This is a genomic window from Amycolatopsis sp. NPDC001319, from assembly GCF_042896185.1.
Lineage (GTDB): Bacteria > Actinomycetota > Actinomycetes > Mycobacteriales > Pseudonocardiaceae > Amycolatopsis.
The window spans coordinates 685,230-705,057 of record NZ_JBIAWY010000005.1 but is presented as its reverse complement, the minus strand read 5'-3'; the positions used below and the strand labels follow the sequence as shown (position 1 = coordinate 705,057).

General features: G+C 70.0%; 20 protein-coding genes. 8 read left to right on the top strand and 12 right to left on the bottom strand.

The window, feature by feature from the left end; genetic code table 11:
* Positions 1-85: 85 nt before the first annotated feature.
* Genes ACFY1H_RS22465 through ACFY1H_RS22455 form a run of 3 tightly spaced genes read right to left on the bottom strand, consistent with a single transcriptional unit; the run spans position 86 to position 1,490 of the window.
* Positions 86-490, bottom strand: coding sequence for a VOC family protein (locus ACFY1H_RS22465; RefSeq protein WP_364057973.1), 405 nt, complete (start codon positions 488-490; stop codon positions 86-88).
* Between the two features lie 9 nt (positions 491-499).
* Positions 500-949: a helix-turn-helix transcriptional regulator gene (locus ACFY1H_RS22460; protein WP_366578806.1), complete on the bottom strand. Its 450-nt coding sequence runs from the start codon at positions 947-949 to the stop codon at positions 500-502.
* Positions 950-968: 19 nt separating this feature from the next.
* The gene (locus ACFY1H_RS22455) at positions 969-1,490 is read right to left on the bottom strand and encodes an N-acetyltransferase family protein (RefSeq protein WP_366578808.1); all 522 of its coding nucleotides are present in this window, start codon (positions 1,488-1,490) and stop codon (positions 969-971) included.
* A gap of 43 nt (positions 1,491-1,533) precedes the next feature.
* Between ACFY1H_RS22455 and ACFY1H_RS22450 the strand changes: the two genes are divergently transcribed.
* Together ACFY1H_RS22450 and ACFY1H_RS22445 are read left to right on the top strand one after the other, a co-directional pair.
* A complete protein-coding gene (locus ACFY1H_RS22450; protein WP_366578810.1) occupies positions 1,534-2,088 on the top strand; it encodes an XRE family transcriptional regulator in 555 nt (184 codons plus the stop codon).
* A gap of 48 nt (positions 2,089-2,136) precedes the next feature.
* The gene (locus ACFY1H_RS22445) at positions 2,137-2,757 is read left to right on the top strand and encodes a hypothetical protein (protein WP_366578812.1); all 621 of its coding nucleotides are present in this window, start codon (positions 2,137-2,139) and stop codon (positions 2,755-2,757) included.
* A gap of 57 nt (positions 2,758-2,814) precedes the next feature.
* Here the strand turns inward: ACFY1H_RS22445 and ACFY1H_RS22440 are convergent, their stop codons facing one another.
* The 4 genes from ACFY1H_RS22440 to ACFY1H_RS22425 form a co-directional block, all read right to left on the bottom strand.
* On the bottom strand, positions 2,815-3,801 hold the full coding sequence (locus ACFY1H_RS22440) for an LLM class F420-dependent oxidoreductase (protein WP_366578813.1): 987 nt from the start codon (positions 3,799-3,801) through the stop codon (positions 2,815-2,817).
* Between the two features lie 54 nt (positions 3,802-3,855).
* Positions 3,856-5,442, bottom strand: a complete 1,587-nt coding sequence (gene ligD / locus ACFY1H_RS22435) for a non-homologous end-joining DNA ligase (protein WP_386949053.1) — start codon at positions 5,440-5,442, stop codon at positions 3,856-3,858.
* A gap of 37 nt (positions 5,443-5,479) precedes the next feature.
* Positions 5,480-7,231: a cytochrome c oxidase subunit I gene (ctaD, locus tag ACFY1H_RS22430; RefSeq protein WP_386949051.1), complete on the bottom strand. Its 1,752-nt coding sequence runs from the start codon at positions 7,229-7,231 to the stop codon at positions 5,480-5,482.
* 86 nt (positions 7,232-7,317) lie between these two features.
* The gene (locus ACFY1H_RS22425) at positions 7,318-7,833 is read right to left on the bottom strand and encodes a MarR family winged helix-turn-helix transcriptional regulator (RefSeq protein ID WP_386949048.1); all 516 of its coding nucleotides are present in this window, start codon (positions 7,831-7,833) and stop codon (positions 7,318-7,320) included.
* An 84-nt stretch (positions 7,834-7,917) separates the two neighbouring features.
* Here ACFY1H_RS22425 and ACFY1H_RS22420 point away from each other — a divergent pair, with 84 nt between their 5' ends.
* On the top strand, positions 7,918-8,559 hold the full coding sequence (locus tag ACFY1H_RS22420; protein ID WP_386949045.1) for an FMN-dependent NADH-azoreductase: 642 nt from the start codon (positions 7,918-7,920) through the stop codon (positions 8,557-8,559).
* A gap of 148 nt (positions 8,560-8,707) precedes the next feature.
* Positions 8,708-9,166 (top strand): MEKHLA domain-containing protein, encoded by a 459-nt coding sequence (locus tag ACFY1H_RS22415; RefSeq protein WP_386949042.1) that lies wholly within the window; start codon positions 8,708-8,710, stop codon positions 9,164-9,166.
* A 1,544-nt stretch (positions 9,167-10,710) separates the two neighbouring features.
* Here the strand turns inward: ACFY1H_RS22415 and ACFY1H_RS22410 are convergent.
* Entirely contained in the window at positions 10,711-11,241 is a 531-nt protein-coding gene (locus ACFY1H_RS22410; protein WP_366578823.1) for a GNAT family N-acetyltransferase, read from the bottom strand.
* A 151-nt stretch (positions 11,242-11,392) separates the two neighbouring features.
* Here ACFY1H_RS22410 and ACFY1H_RS22405 point away from each other — a divergent pair, with 151 nt between their 5' ends.
* Entirely contained in the window at positions 11,393-11,992 is a 600-nt protein-coding gene (locus ACFY1H_RS22405; protein ID WP_366578825.1) for a hypothetical protein, read from the top strand.
* Positions 11,993-12,011: 19 nt separating this feature from the next.
* Complete coding sequence (locus ACFY1H_RS22400; protein WP_366579348.1) at positions 12,012-12,368, top strand: arsenate reductase family protein; 357 nt, start codon at positions 12,012-12,014, stop codon at positions 12,366-12,368.
* Positions 12,369-12,569: 201 nt separating this feature from the next.
* On the opposite strand, the gene ACFY1H_RS22395 is transcribed toward ACFY1H_RS22400, so the two are convergent.
* Positions 12,570-13,271, bottom strand: a complete 702-nt coding sequence (locus ACFY1H_RS22395; RefSeq protein WP_366578826.1) for a TetR family transcriptional regulator — start codon at positions 13,269-13,271, stop codon at positions 12,570-12,572.
* Positions 13,272-13,369: 98 nt separating this feature from the next.
* Between ACFY1H_RS22395 and ACFY1H_RS22390 the strand changes: the two genes are divergently transcribed.
* A complete protein-coding gene (locus ACFY1H_RS22390) occupies positions 13,370-14,512 on the top strand; it encodes an FAD-dependent monooxygenase (protein ID WP_366578827.1) in 1,143 nt (380 codons plus the stop codon).
* A gap of 95 nt (positions 14,513-14,607) precedes the next feature.
* Positions 14,608-15,513 (top strand): aminoglycoside phosphotransferase family protein, encoded by a 906-nt coding sequence (locus ACFY1H_RS22385; protein ID WP_366578829.1) that lies wholly within the window; start codon positions 14,608-14,610, stop codon positions 15,511-15,513.
* Positions 15,514-16,001: 488 nt separating this feature from the next.
* Here ACFY1H_RS22385 and ACFY1H_RS22380 read toward each other — a convergent pair whose 3' ends face one another.
* Genes ACFY1H_RS22380 through ACFY1H_RS22370 form a run of 3 tightly spaced genes read right to left on the bottom strand, consistent with a single transcriptional unit; the run spans position 16,002 to position 19,800 of the window.
* The gene (locus ACFY1H_RS22380; RefSeq protein WP_366578831.1) at positions 16,002-17,747 is read right to left on the bottom strand and encodes a glycosyltransferase family 2 protein; all 1,746 of its coding nucleotides are present in this window, start codon (positions 17,745-17,747) and stop codon (positions 16,002-16,004) included.
* Positions 17,744-18,772 carry a glycosyl hydrolase family 18 protein gene (locus tag ACFY1H_RS22375; protein WP_366578833.1) on the bottom strand — a complete coding sequence of 343 codons (1,029 nt, stop codon included), beginning with the start codon at positions 18,770-18,772 and terminating at the stop codon, positions 17,744-17,746. The genes ACFY1H_RS22380 and ACFY1H_RS22375 overlap by 4 nt, the downstream gene beginning before the upstream one ends.
* Positions 18,773-18,816: 44 nt before the next feature.
* Positions 18,817-19,800: an NAD-dependent epimerase/dehydratase family protein gene (locus ACFY1H_RS22370; RefSeq protein ID WP_366578835.1), complete on the bottom strand. Its 984-nt coding sequence runs from the start codon at positions 19,798-19,800 to the stop codon at positions 18,817-18,819.
* Positions 19,801-19,828: the final 28 nt, after the last annotated feature.

Below are 19,828 nucleotides of genomic sequence, written 5' to 3'. Positions count from 1 at the left end.
GCGAATCCGGCCACAGCCACGACGGAAACTCGTGTTTGAAGGGTCGCGCGCACAGGTGTCCGCCTGCTTTTGGGCGGAGTGGCAACTAGGCCTGCGCGATCCGCACCAGGTTCCCCGCCGGGTCGCGCACGGCGGCGTCGCGCACGCCCCAGAACTGGTCGGTCGGCTCCTGCAGCACCTCGGCCCCGGGCGCGGCGGCGACCTTGGCGAACGTCTCGTCGAGGTTGTCGGTGCGCAGGTTGATCGTGCCGAGCTCACCCTTCGCGAGCAGCTCGGCCACGGTGTCGCCGTCGGCCTTCGAGCGGCCGGCGTGCGGCTGCGACAGCACGATCTCGATGTCGGGCTGGGTCTCGGTGGTGAGGGTGACCCAGCGGAAGCCGTCGTTGGCGACCTCGTTGCGCACCTTGAAACCCAGCGTGTCCCTGTAGAACGCGACGGCCGCGTCGGGATCGTCGACGGTCACGTGCACGGCGGCGATGGAAACAGTCATACCGTGAGGTTATGCGGGCGCGCCGACGGACGCTTCTCCAAAACTGCTCTGCCGCGGCGCGCCGCCGGTCTTGCGCGGGCGCGACGCCACCATCGTCTGGCACGGCGGCACCGCGGCGACGTCCTCGTGGTTGCGTGCCCGGTACGCCGAGGGCGTGTCGCCGACGAGCTCGGTGAACCGTGCCGAAAACGAACCGAGGCTCGTACACCCGACGGCGAAGCAGGCTTCGGTGACGGTGAGACCGTTGCGCAGCAGTGTCTTGGCGCGTTCGATGCGGCGGGTCATGAGGTAGGAGTACGGCGTCTCGGAGTACGCCTCGCGGAACCGGCGGCTGAAGTGCGCCGTCGACATCAGCGCCGTGCGGGCGAGCGCGGGCACGTCGAGGGGTTCGGCGTACTCGCGGTCCATCCGGTCACGGGCCCGGCGCAGTCTGCGCAGCTCGTCGAGGTCGGCGCTCATGGGCTCCATTCTGCACTGCTCAGCGTGGTTCCTCCGGCGTTTCGTTCGAATCGGGCACGAGCGAGCGCTGCGCCCACGCCACGTCCCGCCACGCTCCGTGTTTCCACCCGATGCGCCGGTACGTGCCGACGGGCTCGAACCCCAACGCCCGGTGCAGGCCTTCGCTGGGCTCGTTCGGCAGCGTCATCCCGGCGACGGCCGTCCGGAACCCGCGCTCGGCGAGACGGGCGAAGAGCGCTTCGTACAGCGCGCGGCCGCCACCCGTGCGTCGCCGCCCCAGCTCCAGGTACACGCTCACCTCGCACGACCAGCGGTACGCGGCGCGCTCCTTGAAGGGCCCGCCGTACGCGTACCCGGCCACGCGGCCGTCGATCTCCAGCACCAGCCACGCGTGCGTCTTCGCGGCGCGCTTGATGCGCTCCGCCATCTCCGCGCCGGTCGGCGGCTCCGTCTCGAACGTGATCGTCGTGTCGCGCACGTACGGCGCGTAGATCTCGGCGCACGCTTCGGCGTCGCGCTCGTCGGCGTCTCGGATCAGCATGGCTCACTATAGTAGCGGATATTGACTGTTATAGTGTCACCCTGTGACGGACCCCCTGTCGGCCTCGCTGGCCGCGACCTTGCGCGACGCCCGCCTGGCCCACGACCTCTCCGCCGGCACCCTGGCCGAACGCTCGGGCGTCTCACGCGCCATGATCGGCAAAATCGAACGCGGCGAGGCCCAGCCCACGGCGGTGTTGCTGAGCCGGCTCGCGTCCGCCCTGGGCCTGACGCTGTCGGAGCTCATAGCCCGCGCCGAGGCCGGCTCCGACCGTCGCCTCTCGCGCTTTTCGGCTCAACCGACGTGGACCGACCCGGTCACGGGGTACGTGCGCCGCGCTGTCTCACCGCCCGGCCCCACGGAACTCGTCGAGGTCTCCCTGCCGGCCGGCGCTTCGGTCGGCTTCCCCGCGGATTCGTACGCGTTCGCGGACCACCAGATCTGGGTCCTGTCGGGCCACCTCCGCTTCGTCGAGGGCCCCACCGTCCACGAACTCGACGCGGGCGACTGCCTGCACCTCGGCCGCCCGGCGCCGTGCACCTACGTGAACCCGACCGCGGACGCTTGCCGATATCTGGTGGTGCTGACGAAACGCTGACCCCTCCGCGCCTTCGCCCGGTAAGGTCAGCGTTCTTTGGGGGGACACATGACCGACACTCTGACCCGCCGCCCCCTCGGCGCGGGCGAAGCCTTGTCCGCCGCCGGCGGCCTGCTTTCGGGCGCCTTCGCGGCCTTCGCCTACTACAACGACACCCTTCGCATCCTCGCCCACGCCTTCGTCCTGTGGATCGCCCTGGTCGTCGCCGTCTCCGCCGGCCGCGGCCCGCGCCGCGCGTACGTCCGCACCGTCGCGGCCCTCCTGCCGGCCGTGGTGGCGTTCTACGTCGGAAAGAAAGTCATGTACGGCCTCAAATACCCGGGCATGCCGTATTCCATCGACACCCAGACGGTGCTGCTGTGGTGCCTTCTGGCCGTCCTCGCGGGCACCCTCGGCCTGGCCTTCCGCTTCATCGGCGCCCCCACCCGCGCCGGCACCCTCGCCACGGCCGCCGCGGTGGGCCTCCTCCTCGCCGATGCCGTGCGCGAATGGTCCCACTTCGGCCCACCCACGCTCGGTGTGGCGACTCTGCTCGCCGTGGGTTTGGTGCTGGGTCTGGGCGTGCGTTCACTGCGACAGCTCGGGTTTGTCGCTTTGTGGGTGGTGCCGTTTGCGTTGGCTGCCACGGTGTTGGTGGCAGCACCCGACCTTCTCGAGTCGCTGGTCTGATACAAAAAAACCGGCCGGCACCCCCAACAGGCACCGGCCGGCAAACCACATAAACCCTCAGACCAACTCAGGAATCACCTTCGACGCAAAAAGCTCAATCCCCGACCGGTCATACGCCGCCTCCACGAAGTAGGAGATCGCGTAGGTCATGCCGAGGCCTTCCATTTCCTTCAGCCGCTCCACGATCTGCTCCGGCGTGCCCACCAGCGGCCCCTTCGCGAAGCTCTCGTGAGTGGACTCGAGCACGTCCGCCGGCAGATAAGGCTCGTAGTGGGAACGGATCCACGCCAGCCGGTCCTGCACGTCCTTCTCGGTTTCGCCGATGACGACGTTGTAGTTGGCCGAGCGGACGATCGAGCCGAAGTCCGTGCCGAGGTCCTTGCAGTGGCCCTCCAGCACGGACGACTTGTGCTTGAAGCCCTCGACGTCGCCGACGAAGTTGGTGTACTGGGCGTACTTCGCGGCCGTGCGCAGGGTCTTCTTCTCGCCGCCGCCGGCGATCCACAGGGGGATTCCGCCGTCCTGCAAGGGAAGCGGGCGGGAGATGGCGCCGTCGACCTGGTAGTGCTTGCCGTCGAGGGTGGCTTTGCCCTCGGTCCACAGCTGGCGCATGATCTCGACGCCCTCGTCGAGCATGCCGAGGCGCTCGCCGGCGCTGGGGAAGCCGTAGCCGTACGCGCGCCACTCGTGCTCGTACCAGCCGCCGCCGATGCCCATCTCCACGCGGCCGCCGGAGATCACGTCGATGGTGGCCGCGACCTTCGCGAGGTACGCGGGGTTGCGGTACGCCATGCAGGTGCACATCTGCCCCAGCCGCACGCGCGAAGTCGCGGCGCCGTAGGCGGCCATCAGGCTCCACGCCTCGTGGGTGGCTTCGTCGCTCGGCACGGGCACGGTGTGGAAGTGGTCGTAGACCCAGATCGACTCGAACGGTCCCGCGTCGGCGAAGCGGGCGAGGTCGAGCATGGTGGTCCAGTGGTCGGCCGGGTCGATACCGACGAGGTCGTGACGCCAGCCCTGGGGAACGAACATTCCGAATCGCATGGCCCCGACCCTAGGCCTGGAGTGCGCTCCAGGTGCGGCCGAACCGGTGATAATTCACAGTTTCGGCAGCTCCTGCTCCACCCCCAGCAACGCCGCGAACGGATCACCGACGGTCTCGACTCGTTCGAGGACTGTCCGAATCGTCCAGTGGTCGGGGGTGAGGTCCGGGTCGTCGAGCTCGTCCCACTGCAACGGCACGGAAACCGGCGCCCCCGGCCGCGGGCGGACGCTGTAGGGCGCGACGAGTGTTTTGTTCAGCACGTTCTGCGTGTAGTCCAGCCGCGCCTTGCCCCCGCGGCGGTCCTTGTGCCACGCCCAGCTCACCAGATCGGGCAGCGTCCGCCCGATCGTCTTCGACACGGTCTCGGCCCACTTGCGCGTTTCCGCATACGTGTAGCGCGGTTCCACCGGCACCCACACCTGGATCCCGCGCTGTCCCGTGACTTTCGGCAGCCCGATGAGCCCGAGGTGCTCCAACGCCGTGCGGTGGAGGCGGGCCAGCGCGAGCACGTCGTCGAACGACGTCTCCGGGCCGGGGTCGATGTCGAACAACGTCCAAGTGGGGTGCTCGACGTCTTCGATCCGCGACGTCCACGCGTGCAGCTCGAGCGCGCCGAAGTTCGCCAGCCATGCCAGGTCCGCGACGCCCTCGGGCACGAGGTACTGCTGCACGTCATCGGCGTCCGCCTTGTCGTAGTGCCAGCGGTGCAGCCACTTCGGCGCGTGGTCGGGCACTTCTTTGTGCCAGAAGCCGGGTTTCTCGATGCCGCCGGGGAACCGGTTGGTGTTGAGCGCGCGGTTGGCGAGGTACGGCAGCATCGTCGGGCCGATGCGCGTGTAGTACCGGATGAGGTCGCGTTTGGTGATCGGGTCTTCACCCTCGCGGCCGGGGACGAGCACCTTGTCGAGGTTGGTCAGCGCCAGCTTCCGGCCCGCGACGGCCCAGCTGCCGCGCCCGTCCAGCTCGTCGAGGGCGTTCAGCTCCGCGGGAGACGCGGGGGTGAACTCCGGCGTGAGCCGCACCTCCGCCTCGGCCGCGGGCAGGTCGGCGCGCCAAAGGGCCGGGGGAGCGGCTTTGATCTCGTCGTTGGTCAGCCCGCTCTTCACCGACTTCGGGTGGTCCTCGGCGTCCCAACCGGCGGACGCGTGGTCGTCCGGCTTGTGCAGCAGCAGCCACTGCTTCCCGTCGCCGTCGCGGCTGGGGTGGATGAGCACGAAGCGACCGGCGAGCTTCTCGCCGAACAGGTCGAAGTGCAGGTTGCCGTCGGCGAGCGCCTGCTCGGGGTCGTCGGTGTCGACGGCCTCCCACGTGCCGCGGTCCCACACGATCACGTCGCCGCCGCCGTACTCGCCGTGCGGGATCACGCCCTCGAAGTCGGCGTATTCGAGCGGGTGGTCCTCGACGTGCACGGCCATGCGCCGCACCTTCGGGTCGAGCGTCGGGCCCTTCGGCACGGCCCAGCTGATGAGGACGCCGCCCAGCTCCAGGCGCAGGTCGTAGTGCCGGCGGCGGGCGCGGTGACGTTGCACGACGAAGCGGTTTCCCGGCGTGGTGGCCGCGTCGCCGCCCGCGGGCTCGGCGGTGCGCTGGAAGTCGCGCATCTCGCGATACTTCTTGAGCCGCTCCGCCGCAGAGTCCATGGTCCGCCCTCCTCAAGGCAGCGTAGGACACTTTCGATCAGCGAGCTTGGTCTTCGGGCGGGGTCAGCGCGTCGGACGCAGCCTGGCTCGGCGTCGCGCGGTGGCGGCCGGTGCGGCGCACGTGGCCCTCCTCGCGCAGGCGTTCCACCATGTGCGGGTAGTGCAGCTCGAACGCGGGCCGTTCGGAGCGGATGCGCGGCAGCTCGAGGAAGTTGTGCCGCGGCGGCGGGCACGTCGTCGCCCATTCCAGCGAGTTGCCGTAGCCCCACGGGTCGTCGGTCTCCACGTGGGCGCCGAAGCGGTAGCTCTTCACCACGTTCCAGATGAACGGCAGCACCGAGGCACCCAGGATGAACGCCCCGATCGTGGAGATGGTCTGCATGAGGGTGAACCCGTCGGTGGGCAGGTAGTCGGCGTAGCGGCGCGGCATACCGGCGTCGCCGAGCCAGTGCTGGATCAGGAACGTGGTGTGGAAGCCGATGAACGTCGTCCAGAAGTGCCACTTGGCCAGCGGTTCGTCGAGCATGCGGCCGGTGATCTTGGGGAACCAGAAGTAGATGCCGGCGAACGTGGCGAACACGATGGTGCCGAACAGCACGTAGTGGAAGTGGGCGACGACGAAGTAGCTGTCGTGCACGTGGAAGTCGAGCGCGGGCGCGGCCAGGATCACGCCGGTGAGCCCGCCGAGCAGGAACGTGACGAGGAAACCGATCGACCACAGCATCGGCGATTCGAAACTCAGCTGTCCCTTCCACATCGTGCCGATCCAGTTGAAGAACTTGATCCCCGTGGGCACGGCGATGAGGAACGTCATGAACGAGAAGAACGGCAGCAGCACGGCGCCGGTCGCGAACATGTGGTGCGCCCAGACGGTGGCGCTCAGACCGGTGATGGCGATCGTCGCGAACACCATGGTCCGGTAGCCGAACAGCGGTTTCCGGCTGAACACCGGGATGATCTCCGTGACGATGCCGAAGTACGGCAGCGCGACGATGTAGACCTCCGGGTGCCCGAAGAACCAGAACAGGTGCTGCCACAGGATCGCGCCGCCGTTGGCCGGGTCGAACACGTGCGCGCCGATGTGTCTGTCGGCGAGCAGCCCGAACAGCGCGGCCGTGAGGATCGGGAACGCGAGCAGGATCAGCACGCCGGTGAGCAGGATGTTCCAGGTGAAGATGGGCATCCGCCACATCGTCATGCCGGGGCAGCGCAACGTGACGATCGTCGTCACCATGTTGACCGCGCCCAGGATCGTGCCGAGGCCAGAGATGATCAACCCGGTGATCCACAGGTCGCCGCCGATGCCCGGCGAGTGGATGGCGTTGGACAGCGGCGTGTACGCGGTCCAGCCGAAGTCGGGCGGGCCTCCGGGCGTGAGGTAGCTGCTGATCACGATCAGCCCGCCGAACAGGTACAGCCAGTAGGAGAACGCGTTCAGGCGTGGGAACGCCACGTCGGGCGACCCGATCTGCAGCGGCACGACGAAGTTGGCGAAGCCGAAGAGGTTCGGGGTCGCGTACAGCAGCAGCATGATCGTGCCGTGCATGGTGAACAGCTGGTTGTACTGCTCGGGTGACAGGAACTGCATGCCGGGCTGGGCGAGCTCCGTGCGCATCAGCAGTGCGGTGAGGCCGCCGATGAGGAAGAACGCGAACGACGTCGAGAGGTAGAGGACGCCGATCGTCTTGTGGTCCGTCGTGCGGGCGATCTTCAGGATCTGCCCGCCCTTCGGTCCCCGCCACGCCGGGCGCAGCGGAACCGGAACGGGCCTGGTCACGGTGTCGGCCATCGGTCCTCCCATCAGGGCGTACCCATTGTGGGCGCGATCACGAGGAGGGGGTGGGGCCGTTTTTTCAACGCACTTCGGTGCGCCGGCTACCTCTGCACGTCGTCCGCGACGCAGGCCTGCACGTGGGTGCGCCCGGAGTCGTCGGCGGCGGCGCAGGCCTCGACGTCCGTGGTGGCGGTGGCCTGCTGGAGGAGGCTGTAGAGCTGTTCGCGCTGCTCGACGCTCAGCGCGCAGAGCACCTCGTCCTCGACGGCGGCCATGGCGAACTCGGCCTTGGCCAGCTTCTTCGCGCCGACGTCGGTGAGCTCCACCACGTGCCGACGCCGGTCCTCGGGGGAGCGGCGGCGCTCGATGAGGTTGTCGGCCTCGAGGTCGTTGAGCAGGCCGACGAGGTTCGTGCTGTCGATGCCGAGCGTGGCGGCCAGCGCCTGCTGGGTGCTGCTGCCGTGGTCGCGCAGCACGGTGAGCGTGAGCAGGTGGCGGGGGCGCAGGTTCATGGGCGTCAGCACCGATTCCGCCCGCGTGCGCACGCGGCGCGAGAGGTGGTCGAGCAGGGCGCCGCACCGGTGGGGCGGCTGGTTGACGACCGGGAGCGAGGCCATGCGTCCAGTATACGAGAACTCGCTAGTGGTCCATGTGCTATAAATGGTTTGCCCTACACAAATGATCTATGGATGGCGAACGAGATGCCTCACCTTCTCCACATCGACTCCAGCATCAGCGGCGACCGCTCGGTCAGCCGAGCGCTCACCGCCCGCGCCGCCGCCGCGTGGCGAGCCGCCCATCCCGACGGCACCGTCACCTACCGCGACCTGGGCGCGAACCCGGTCCCGCACTTCGACGCCGCGTCCGGCCTCGCCCGCGTCGTGCCTGCCGAGCAGCGCACGGCGGAGCAGAACGAGTCGTGGAAGCTCACCGAGGAGCTCGTCGGCGAGGTCCGCGACGCCTCGACCGTGCTGCTCGGCCTGCCCCTGTACAACTACGGCGCCCCGAGCGTCGTGAAGGCCTGGGTCGACCACCTGATCGCGCCCGGCCTCGCCTTCGACCCCGCCACGGGCACCGGCCTGCTCGACGGCCGCGAGTTCCTCGTCCTGGCCTCCCGCGGCGGCGGCTACGGCGAGGGCACCCCGCGCTTCGGCTGGGACCACGCCGAGTCCTGGCTTCCGCACGGCCTCGCCATGACCGGCATCGAGCCGCGGTTCATCTCCGCGGAACTGACCCTCGCGGACACCAACCCGGCGATGGCCGACCTGCGCGGCCTGGCGGCCGAGAGCCTGGCCGCGGCGGAGCGGGAGATCGACGCGCTCTGGACCCCGGTCAACGCGTAGTCGCTCCAGGGACGAACGCCTCGCCACGGTCCTCGAGGGGGAGGCCGTGGCGAGTTCTTTTTCTCCGGCGGTGGAGTCCATAGTGGACCCCGACGTGAAGTCGATCACCTGTGCTTGCCGTGATCCGCGACGGGCGTAGCTTGGCGTTATGTCGGACGCCGGGTCGTCACCACTGGACGCCGCTTTCGCCCAGTTGCTCGTGGACAGCTACCGCCGCGTGGTCGGCACACCACTGATCGACGCCACGGTGGACACCGCCCACCACCTCTACGCGGACGCCCCCTTCGGCCTCCTCGCCCACGACACCTCCGACGACCCCCGCTTCACCTACGTCAACCTCGTCGCCCAGCACGCGTTCGAACTCGACTGGACCGAATTCCGCGGCATGCCCTCCCGCCTCTCCGCCGAACCGGACCGCCAGGAAGACCGCGACGCCCTCGTCGAAGCCGTCACCACCCACGGCTTCGTCACCGGCTACCGCGGCCGCCGCATCGCCAAGTCGGGCCGCCGCTTCTGGATCGAAGACGTGACTATGTGGAACCTCATCGACGACACCGGTGTGAAACGGGGGCAGGCGGCGGTTTTCGGTCGCTATACGGCTGCCTGAGGCTGCTTCTGGGTGCGCGCTGTTGGCCGGGTGTGGACGGTTTTCCTTGCTGTTCGCGCGGAATTCACCAGCGAGGGTGCGGGTGAGTGCACCCCGTCGGTTGGCACGGGAACACGGCCTTGCTGTCGGTTGGGATCGCCGCCGCGCTCTCGGACGGGCATGCGGCCGCGCTGCCGGACGGGCGCGCTGCCGCGCTCTCGGACGGGAACGCTGCCGCGCTGTTGGCCTAGCGCGCGGGATCGCCGCCGCGCTGTCGGACGGGCGCGCTGCCGCGCTGTTGGCCTAGCGCGCGGGATCGCCGCCGCGCTGTCGGACGGGCGCGCTGCCGCGCCGTTGGCCTAGCGCGCGGGATCGCCGCCGCGCGGTTGGGCTTGGCCCGGGAACGTCGCCGCGCTGTAAGACGAGCGCGAGGTCGCGTCGTCGCGCCGCTGGGCTGGCGCGAAGGAGCGCTGCCGGCTCATGATTCGGCGCGGGAGCGGCGCCGCATTGTCGAACGGGCTGGCTGCCGTGCTCTTGGTCTAGCGCGCGCCGCCGTCCCTTGGCCGTGACGCGGGAGCCCTCTCGCGCTGTCAGATCGGCACGCCGTTGCGCCGCTGGACTGGCGCGCAGAAGCTCGGCCGCCTCTTGGCACGGCACGGGAGCGTCTCCACCCTGGAGTTCGGGTGCGCCGCTGCGCTGGCGGGTTGGCGGGTGGGACTGCCGCCGTCGCTTGGCTCGGCGCGGTAGCGCCTCTGCGCTGTCGGGTGGGCGCGCAGCCGCGCGGGTAGGCCGGCACGCGGGAACGCTGCCGCCCTTCGGCTTCGGTGCCGGGCGTACGAGCGCGTCGCCATCGTGTCGGGGTGCGCCGCGGCGCCGTTGGTTGGGGCGCGGGAGCACGCCCGCCCCTGCGGCTTTGTGCGCGGGATCGCCGCCACGCTGTCGGACGGGCGCTGCCGCGCCGTTGAGCAGGCGCACGGGAGCGCTGCCTCCCCTCGGAGTGGGCGCACGAGCGCGTTGCCGCTTTGTCAGCTGGGCGTGCCGCGCTGTTGCGCTGGCCTGAGAGTGCTGCTGCCCTTTCGGCGTGGGCGCACGAGCGCGTTGCCGCTTTGTCAGCTGGGCGTGCCGCGCTGTTGCGCTGGCCTGAGAGTGCTGCTGCCCTTTCGGCGTGGGCGTACGAGCGCGTTGCCGCTTTGTCGGCTGGGCGTGCCGCGCTGTTGCGCTGGCCTGAGAGTGCTGCTGCCCCCTCGGAGTGGGCGTACGAGCGCGTTGCCGCTTTGTCGGCTGGGCGTGCCGCGCTGTTGCGCTGGCCTGAGAGCGCTGCTGCCCCCTCGGAGTGGGCGTACGAGCGCGTTGCCGCTTTGTCGGATAGGCGCGCCGCGCCGTTTGCGCTGACTCGAGCGCCGCCGCCCTTCGGCGCGGGTGTGGGTGCACCGGCGCGTTGACACTCTTTCGGGTGGGCGGGCTGCCGCGCCGCTGGGCTGGCGCGGGATCGCTGCCGTTCCTTCGGTGTGGGTGCGGGCGCACCGGTGCGTAGCCACTCTGCCGTGCGCGCCCGCGCCGCGCCGTTAGATGATGTCGCTGTGGCGGATGCGGTACACCTGCAGCCGCAGGTCGTAGTACTTCGTGGTTTCGCCGACCCACTGCATGCCGAGGCGTTTGGCGGTTGCGATGGCGCGTGTGTTGGAGGGGCGCGCCACGGCGAAGAGTTCCTCGGTGTCCTGGGTGAACGCCCACTCGATCAGCGCGCGCGCCGACTCCGTCGCGTAGCCCTGGCCCCAGGCGTCCGGGTGCAGCTGCCAGCTCAGCTCCAGGTCCTCTTGGAACGGCGGCAACAGCCGGATCCCGAGGCCGCCCACGACGGCGCCGTCCGACGTGCGCTCCACGGCCCAGCGGCCGCGCGGCGGGGCCAGGTTCGGCTGGGCTTCCTGCCACGCTTGCAGCACCGAGCGCATCGCGGCGACGTCGGTGACGCGGTCCATCGCGGGCGTCAGCCAGTGGGTGACCTCGTCCGTGCCGTAGATGCGGAACGCGGCTTCGGCGTCGTCGATCGACCAATCCCGGATCACGAGGCGGTCGGTGGCCAGAGGCATGTCCATGGCTGAACGGTACGCCGAAACACCCCTCCACCGGCGGGTGATCCGTGGCACCCGCCGCGACCCGTGGGGCGCTGACCCTCGCGGCTTCGTCCTAGTGGCCTCCTGACTCCATCGTCATAGCTTCCTCACAACCTCCTGCCACGCTCACGACGTGCGTTCATCCATCTCCTTCTTCGTCGCCGGCGCCGCGTTCGTCCTGCTCAGCGCCTGCTCCGGCCCGCCCGCCGCCCCGCAGGTCGCCACGCTCGACACAGGCAGCGCCTCCGCGGGTGCCCCCGCCTCGTCGCCGGCCACCACGGCCGACTCCGACGCCGGTCGCCCGCAGCTGCGCCTCGACAGCTCGCCCGAGGAGAAACAGTCCTACTGGGACGCCTACGACTCCTGCCTCCGCACCAACGGCCACGCCGTCCTCGACGGACGGCACGCCGGCCCGGTCGGCGACCCGAACAGCCCGCCGGCCCTCGACATGAACGACGACAGCCCCCAGTCGAAGAAGGCCGAGGCGGCCTGCAAGAGCAAGCTGCCGCTGCAGCCGCCAGAGCTTTCCCCGCGGACCAACCCGAAGTTCAACGACGAGTTCCACGCCATGGTCAAGTGCATGACCGCCAAGGGCGCCCACGTGCACGTGGCCCCGGACACCAGCGTCGACCCGGACGGCCTCACGTGGCAGATCGACGACGGCTCGTCCGACACCTACGACAACCTCGACAAGCTCGCCGACCAGTGCCAGCAGCAGGCGTTCGCGAAGTAGGTCGCGTACGGTGACCCTCGTGGAAATCTGGGTCAACCCGCGTTGCTCGAAGTGCCGCTCCGCCGTGTCGCTGCTCGACGAGGCCGGCGCCACCTACACCGTGCGCCGGTACCTCGAGGACCCGCCGACCACGGCCGAGCTCGAGGCCGTGCTGGACCGGCTCGGGCTCGACCCGTGGGACATCACGCGCACCGGCGAGAAGGTCGCGACCGAGCTCGGCCTGAAGTCGTGGCCGCGCACGCCCGCCGACCGTGCCCGCTGGATCGAGGCGCTGGCGACGAACCCGGCGCTCATCCAGCGCCCGATCATCACGGCCGACGACGGCACCACAGTCGTCGCCCGCGACGAGGAGACGGTCCGGTCCGTCCTGGGCTGACGCCTCGCTCCGCGTGGGTGGTCTGCTTCGTTCATTCGCCTCCTGATGCGGTTCTCTCCGCGCTATGACTTCAGTGCTCGTGTCTCGGAGCTGTCGTGCCGGTGCCGTCGTGTGCCGTGCTGCCTTGTACTCGTTGACGTGTTCATTGAGTTTCGCTGCGTCGCTGATGTCTCAAAAGTATCATAAAGCGTCTCAATAAAGCTAGTCCTTGAGATGGCGGTACACCGTCGCCCGGGAAACGCCCAGCTCATCGGCGATCTTGGCGGCCGAGAACCCCTGGTCGTGCAGCTTGCGGCACATCACGAGCAGGTTGCCGGTCATCACGGTCGGCCTGCCGCGCCCGGTGTGGGGGCTGGGTTCGTCGAACAGGCGGTGGACGCCGTCGAGCACGGCGGCGCGCAGTTGCTCGGCCGGGCGGTCGGCATACAGGACCACCGGGTCGCTCAGCATGGCGATGGCTTGCGAGGCGCGGATGTCCAGGTTGAGGTCGGAGTCCGGGCCGGCCACGATCTTGTTCGCGCGCAGCATGCTGTCGCGGAAGCGGTCGAACACCGACTGGGACGCGGTCAGCCCCAGGTCGCGCAGGTTGAGCCGCAGCAGATCGCGGTGCCGTAGCCAGACGTCGAGCAGACCTTCGAAGATCGCCTCGCGGGCCGCTTGCCGGTTCGCGTCCAGCGCCTCCGCCGCGCCGACGGTGGCTTCCAGGTCGACCAGCATCGGCTCGGCCATCGCGGCCATGATCTCGGCCTTGCCCGGGAAGTGGTACAGGACCGCGGTTTTGGTGACGCCGACCCGTTCGGCGATCTCCCGCACGGAGGTCGCGTGGTAGCCGTTCGAGGCGAACAGGTCCATCGCGACCTGCAGGATGCGCGCGCGGGTGTCGGGCGGCACGACTTCGTTCATGGTGTCGAATCTACCTCCTTGCCTGACCGGTGGACAGGCGTGTACCGTCGATCCTGACCGTCGGTCAGGAGGACCGCGGCGAGAGGGGATGACGGATCATGACCACGAAGACGGCGCTGATCTCCGGCGCGGGAGTCGCCGGACCCACGCTTGCCTACTGGCTGGCGCGTGCGGGGTACCGGCCGACCGTGGTGGAGCGCGCGGCGGGGCTGCGTTCGAGCGGGAGCCCGGTGGACGTCCGCGGGCCGGCCGCCGAGGTCGCGCGGAAGATGGGGCTCACCGAGCAGCTGCGGGAGGCGGCCACCTCGGTGCGTGGCATGAGGTTCGTGAACGATCGGGGGAAGACTGTCGGGCGCGTGGCGATGGGCGACGGTGGTGGCACCGACGTCGAACTGGCGCGCACGGACCTCGCGCGCATCCTGTACGAGGCAAGCATCGGTGACGCGGAATACGTGTTCCACGACTCCGTGACCGGACTCGAGCAGGACGAGGGCGGGGTGGACGTTACCTTCGAACACGGCGCGCCGCGGCGGTTCGACCTCGTGGTGGGCACGGACGGGCTGCACTCCGGCGTGCGCCGGCTGGCCTTCGGCCCCGAGTCGGAGTTCGTGGAGCACATGGGGGTGTACGTCGCGACCATGCCGCTCGACGAGCCGGTGCCCCACCGGAGCGAGATCGTCATGTACAACTCGCCGGGCCGTGCGGTGGCGGTGCACCCGTCGCGGGAGCGCGGGATCGTGGCGTTCATGTTCCGCCACGCGGCGGTGCCGGGCTTCGACTACCGCGACACGGAGCAGCACAAGCGGTTGCTGGAGACCGCGTACGCCGAAGCGGGGTGGCGGGTGCCGGAGCTGCTCGACCAGGTGCACGCTGCCGGCGACCTGTACCTCGATTCGGTTTCGCGCGTGCGGTTGCCGAGCTGGTCCTCGGGCCGAGTGGTGCTGGCGGGTGATGCGGCGTCGTGTGTCTCGCTGTTCGGTGACGGGTCGACGCTGGCGATGGCCGGCGCGCACACGCTGGCCACCGAGCTGGCGGCGAGTCCGGACGATCCGGTGGCGGCGTTCCGGCGTTATGAGGCGACGCACCGGAAGTTGGTGAATCCGAGGCAGCGCAACGTTCCTGTCGCGGCCGCGATGCTTATTCCCGCCACGCGGGCGGGGATGGCGGTGCGGAACTTCGGGACGCGGTTGGTGCCGTTGGTCAATGCCGCGCAGAAGCTGGCCCTGGCGAAGAGCGCGTGACGGAGTGATTCCTGGTGGAGAGGGGGTGATCGGAATTCGGTGGACAGCGGGTGGGCCGGTGGTTTGGATCTGAGCCATCGACCCGGGGAGGCCTGTTGACCGCAGGGGACATGTCGTCCGATGAAGTGACGATCACGGTGGAAGTGGTGCGGCGGCTGGTCGCCGGGCAATTTCCGCAGTGGGCGGAGCTTCCGGTCGTGCCGGTGCCGTCGCCGGGAGTGGACAACGCCACCTACCGGCTGGGCGACACGATGTCCGTGCGGCTGCCGCGGTTCGCGCGGTGGGAGGGACAGGTGGAGCGTGAGCAGCGGTGGCTGCCGCGACTCGGGCCGCGCCTGCCGTTGACGGTTCCGGTGCCGTTGGCGCAGGGGGAGGCGACTGCGGAGTATCCGTTCCCGTGGTCGGTCTACCGGTGGCTCGACGGGCGGCGTCCCGACCCGGGGCAGCTCGCGGACCTCGGTACGGCGGCTGCGGACCTCGCGGAGTTCTTCCTTGCGTTGCAGGCGATCGACACCGCCGGCGGTCCGCCGCCGGAGTGGAGCAACGGCTTCCGCGGGGTCGGCATGGGCGACGAGCGCGACTCGGCCGTGGTGGAGTCGCGGGTGCGCCCGTGGCTCGCCGCGCTGGAGGGCCGTATCGACACGGTGGCCGCGACGGCACTGTTCGACGCGGCGCTCGCGGTGCCCGCCTGGGACCGTCCGACGGTGTGGGTGCACGGCGACCCCGCGCCCGCCAACCTCCTCGCCCGCGACGGCCGCCTCACCGCGGTCATCGACTTCGGCACCCTCGCCATCGGCGACCCGGCCGCCGACCTCATCGCGGCGTGGACCCTGCTCGACGGCCCGTCCCGCACGGTCTTCCGGACCAAGCTCGCCGTGGACGACGCGACGTGGGCCCGCGGCCGCGCCTGGGCCCTGACGGCGTTGCTGCCCGACCCGAACCGCCCCGCCGGCGCCACGGACACCGCGCGGCTGGAGGAGCTGCTCGCGGACGTGGAGTAGCGGCGCCACACCGCGCTCCGGTAGCGGGATTGGTTCGGTGGTGGATCGCGTGGTGGCCAGGCAGCCTTGGCTGGACGAGCTGCTTGCCGAAAGGGGAGTAGCGGCACCGGCCCACCGCGACCGCAGGCCTCGTTCGGCGGTGGCGTTGCTGCGCGGTCGGGCGGACTTGACCAACGACCTGTTCGCCGAGGTGGAGTAGCGGCGTTGCCCCGCTGCGGGCACGGGCGTGTTTCGGCGGCGGAACCGCTTGGCCGCCGGGCAAAAGTGGCTGGACGGCCCGCGGGCAGACCCGCGATCGCATGCGGTGCGGTGGGTCGGTCTGGTGCCGCGTCGCATGAGGCGCTGCTTGGTCGCAAGCGGATGCGCAGGTCCGGCTGCCGTGCCGGCGCCGCTCGGTGGGTGGCCAGGCGGCGCCGGCGTGAGGTGGGAGATCCGTGATCGGTACGCGGAGAGTGGGCCGGCAGAGGGGCGCTCCGGTGGTGGAGGGGTCAGCCGACCTTTTCGCGTGTGTAGGGGTCGGGCGGCCAGTCCGGGGGCCACTCGGGTGGCCAGTCCGGTTCGGTGTCGGACGTGGGGGATGGGCTGGGGGTGGTTGGAGGTAGTGACGGGAGGGTTCGGCTGGAGCCGTTGGTGTGGGAGGGAATTGTGGGGCTGGAGCCGTTCGTGTGGGAGGGGAGTGTCGGACTGGAGCCGTTGTGGGTAGGGATGCCGCGGGGGAACGGCGATGGGAGAAGGCGAGTGCTGCCACTCGAACCATGGCTGGTGCCCGCAGACGGACCGGGGTTTGCGGCCGAGCCGGTACCCGTGCCCTGGCCTGGCCCCGCGGCCAAACTCGTGCCCGCTGGCATGCCGGCACTGACAGCAGCCAAGCCTGAACCCGCACCAGCGCCGGAACCGACACCAGCGCCGGAACCAATACCAGAGCTGGCGCCGATTGTCGCCAGGTCTGGAGTGGCGGGGATGTCCGTGCTGCGGCGGGTGGGGCTTTGCCAGCGGCCGGAGCCGTCGCGCCAGGCTTGGGGGAGGGTCCAGAGGGCGACGCAGGCGTCGAGGCAGCGGAGGGGGAGGTAGAGGGGCGCCATGAGGAGGTAGCGGGCGCGACGTTCGGTGAGCACGACGGCGAGGGTGAGGAGGAGGTCAGGGACGAGGATGCCGAAGGCGATGGTCGGGAGGTTGACGTAGTGGCCGATCGCCAGGGTGACGTCGCCGGCGATGGGGACGGACAGGAAGCCGGGGATGAGGGCCAGGAGCAGGAGGACGACCGCCAGTGGCAGCAAGGCCATGAAGAGGCTGGCGAGCACCAGTTCCAGCACGTATAGCCCCAGCATGAAGCTGAACAGGTCGGCGTGCGGGCGGAAGCGGCGGACGCTTTGCCAGAACCCGAGGGCCCAGCGGCGCGTCTGGCGGACGTAGTCGCGGAAGGCGTCCGGGTCCTGGGTGACGGCGATGGCCTTCAGTGAGAAGCCGACCTTGCCGAGGCGTTTGCGGTAGACCTCGAACGTCATGTTGAAGTCCTCGATCACCAGGCCCGGGGGGTTGATGTCGATGTGCGGCAACGCTTCCGCGCGGTACAGGCTGGCGAAGCCGGGGACGATGAGGGTCGCGTTGGTGCGGTGCCAGGTCTGGCCGAACTTGAGGAGGCGTTGCAGCAGCGCGTAGATGCGGGCGCGGTGGGCGGTGAACAGGAACGCCAGAAAACCGCGGCGAGAAGCGGACCAGTCGGTGGCGGCGCAGCCGGCGACGGCGACCACGTCGGGGTCGTCGAACTGCGGGAGGGCGGCGTCGAAGTAGTCCGGGTCGAGGCGGGTGTCGGCGTCGAGGAGGAGGACGGCGTCGTAGCGGGTGGCGAGGGAGAAGTGGCGTACGCCTTCCTCCAGGGCGCCGGCTTTGCCGACGTTGGTGGGCGTCTCGGTGACGTTCACGCCGCACGCGAGGGCGAGCTCAACAGTGCGGTCGGTGGAGCCGTCGGACACGACGTGGACGTTCGACGCCGGCACGAGGCGGGTGATGGCGGCCAGTGACTCGCCGATCACCACCTCCTCGTTGTGCGCGGCCATGAGCACGGCGACGCGCGAGCGGTGCACGCGGGCGGGCCGCGAGCGCGGCATCGGCGACGGCCGGGGCGGCTGTGGTGGCCGCACGCGGTCTTCGAGCGCGCGCGCCAGACCGGCGGTGCCCCACAGGGTGAAGTTCACCCCGAAGACGAAAATTGCCAGCAGCCACAGGGGGATCATCGTGCCTCCGCCGGAGTCCAGTAGGTGTCGAGTTTCGACCAGACGAGGTCGTCCTCCGTGCCGAAGAGCCAGAGGTACACCCCGCCGATCCCGAATTGCCGGGCCTGCGTGAACTTGATCGACGCGCTGTACGCGTTCTCGAACCACACTTCGTGGCGCTGCCCAGTCGCGTCGGTGTAGGAGAAGTGAGGCGATTCGCTGAACCCGTCCCACTCGACGGGCACGCCGAACTCCCTCGACCGCCCGTAGGCCTGCACCCACGTGACCGGCACGGCGTTGTGGCCCACCCAGTCGTAGCCGTACATCGGCACGCCCAGCACGATCTTCGAGCGCGGGATCTGCGACGCCGCATACGTCAGCACGTCACGGACCCAGCCCTCGGGCGCGATCGGGCCCGGCGCGGACGTCTGCCAGTGGTAGTCGTACGCCATCAACCGCACCTGGTCGGCCGCGCGGCCCAGCGCGGCGTAGTCCTGCGCCCGATTGCGTTCGTCGTAGCCGGCGTCGGTCGTCTTCGCGAACACGTCCACCGACAGGCGTTTCCCGTTGGCGTGCAACGCATCTGCCAGCCGCGCGACGAACGCTGTGAACGCGGCGCGGTCGGTCGCGCGCAGCTCCTCGTAGTCGATGTCCACGCCCGAGAAATCACCCTGCACGACCAGCCCCACGATGTCCGAGATGTGCCGCGCGGTCGCCGCGGGATCGTGGATGATCGCCTGCACGATCTGCGGGTGCCAGCGCCCCTCGGTGACGTTCGCGATCGTCGGCGTGATCTCCACGCCCGTGGCCCGCAGCCGCGCGAGATCCTCCGTGCGCCGCGACTGCTCGACGAGCCGGCCCTGGGCGTCGAGGCCGTAGAGCCACGGCGACGCCTCGGAGACCTGCGACTCGTGCGCCTGCACCGTCGAGGTCCCCCCGGCCAGGTTCCAGTAGGGGACCGACGCGATCGTGAGCGGCTGCACGGCCGCGCGCGCTCCTCCGTCCCGCAGCAACGTCAGCACCAGCAGCTCACAGACGAGAAGCACGGCGATCCGGACGCGGTGCCGCGACCGGCCGGGTCGGTGCCTCATCAACCGGCGACGGCGGTCCGCAGCTGCGTCCGCCGGTCCTCGATGACGGCGTCGATGGTCTCCCGCAGGCTGTGCACGGCGCGGAACCCGACCTGCTGCGCCGCCCGCGCGCAGTTCGGCACCCGCCGCTGCATGTCCTCGTACCCCTCGCCGTACGCCTCCTGGTACGGAACCCGCACGATCGAGCTGTCGGACCCGGTCGCCGCGATCACCAGCTCCGCCAGCTCCTCGATGCTCACCTGCTCGGGGCTGCCGAGGTTGTAGACGGTGCCGTGCGCCGACTCGTCGTCGAGCAGCGCCACGAGCGCGGGCACCACGTCGAGCACGTGGCAGAAGCACCGCGTCTGCCGGCCCGTGCCGAACACCGTCAACGGCTGCCCGGTCAGCGCCTGGTCCACGAACCGCGGCACCACCATGCCGTAGCGGCCGCGCTGCCGGGGGCCGACGGTGTTGAACAGCCGCACCAGCACCGTCCGCACGCCGAGCTCGCTGCCGTACAGGGAGGTGAACGTCTCGTCGAGCGCCTTCGCCTCGGCGTAGGACCACCGGTTCTTCAACGGCGACCCCACCACGCGGTCGTCGTCCTCCTTGAGCCCGATCGAGGTGTTCTTGCCGTACACCTCACTGGTCGACGTGACGAGGATGCGCGCGTCGTGGCGCAGCGCCGCGTCCAGCACGACCTCGGTGCCCAGCAGGTTGGTGCGCAGGCTGTCGAGGGTCTTCTGCATGATCGTGAACACGCCGACGGCCGCGGCCAGGTGGTAGATCTGCGCGACCCCCTCCATGCACGACTCGACGGCGGCCGGATCACACACGGACCCCCGGACGATCCGCAGCCTCGGGTCGCCGGCGACGGCCGCGAGGTTCTGCTCGGTGCCGGTGCTGAAGTCGTCCAGCACCACCACCTCGCGGTTCTCGCCGAGCAGCCGCTCGGTCAGGTGGGAACCGATGAAACCGGCCCCGCCGGTCACCAAGCACCGCATGGGATACGCCCTTTCGGTAGACAAGAGA

Excerpts from the sequence above, each read along its gene's own strand:
- ACFY1H_RS22460 (WP_366578806.1), bottom strand. The coding sequence starts at position 949 with ATGAGCGCCGACCTCGACGAGCTGCGCAGACTGCGCCGGGCCCGTGAC.
- ligD (WP_386949053.1), bottom strand. The coding sequence starts at position 5,442 with ATGGACTCTGCGGCGGAGCGGCTCAAGAAGTATCGCGAGATGCGCGAC.
- ACFY1H_RS22395 (WP_366578826.1), bottom strand. The coding sequence starts at position 13,271 with ATGAACGAAGTCGTGCCGCCCGACACCCGCGCGCGCATCCTGCAGGTC.
- ACFY1H_RS22465 (WP_364057973.1), bottom strand. The coding sequence starts at position 490 with ATGACTGTTTCCATCGCCGCCGTGCACGTGACCGTCGACGATCCCGAC.
- ACFY1H_RS22420 (WP_386949045.1), top strand. The coding sequence starts at position 7,918 with ATGCCTCACCTTCTCCACATCGACTCCAGCATCAGCGGCGACCGCTCG.
- ACFY1H_RS22415 (WP_386949042.1), top strand. The coding sequence starts at position 8,708 with ATGTCGGACGCCGGGTCGTCACCACTGGACGCCGCTTTCGCCCAGTTG.
- ACFY1H_RS22390 (WP_366578827.1), top strand. The coding sequence starts at position 13,370 with ATGACCACGAAGACGGCGCTGATCTCCGGCGCGGGAGTCGCCGGACCC.
- ACFY1H_RS22380 (WP_366578831.1), bottom strand. The coding sequence starts at position 17,747 with ATGATCCCCCTGTGGCTGCTGGCAATTTTCGTCTTCGGGGTGAACTTC.
- ACFY1H_RS22445 (WP_366578812.1), top strand. The coding sequence starts at position 2,137 with ATGACCGACACTCTGACCCGCCGCCCCCTCGGCGCGGGCGAAGCCTTG.
- ACFY1H_RS22455 (WP_366578808.1), bottom strand. The coding sequence starts at position 1,490 with ATGCTGATCCGAGACGCCGACGAGCGCGACGCCGAAGCGTGCGCCGAG.
- ACFY1H_RS22425 (WP_386949048.1), bottom strand. The coding sequence starts at position 7,833 with ATGGCCTCGCTCCCGGTCGTCAACCAGCCGCCCCACCGGTGCGGCGCC.
- ACFY1H_RS22440 (WP_366578813.1), bottom strand. The coding sequence starts at position 3,801 with ATGCGATTCGGAATGTTCGTTCCCCAGGGCTGGCGTCACGACCTCGTC.
- ctaD (WP_386949051.1), bottom strand. The coding sequence starts at position 7,231 with ATGGCCGACACCGTGACCAGGCCCGTTCCGGTTCCGCTGCGCCCGGCG.
- ACFY1H_RS22370 (WP_366578835.1), bottom strand. The coding sequence starts at position 19,800 with ATGCGGTGCTTGGTGACCGGCGGGGCCGGTTTCATCGGTTCCCACCTG.
- ACFY1H_RS22410 (WP_366578823.1), bottom strand. The coding sequence starts at position 11,241 with ATGGACATGCCTCTGGCCACCGACCGCCTCGTGATCCGGGATTGGTCG.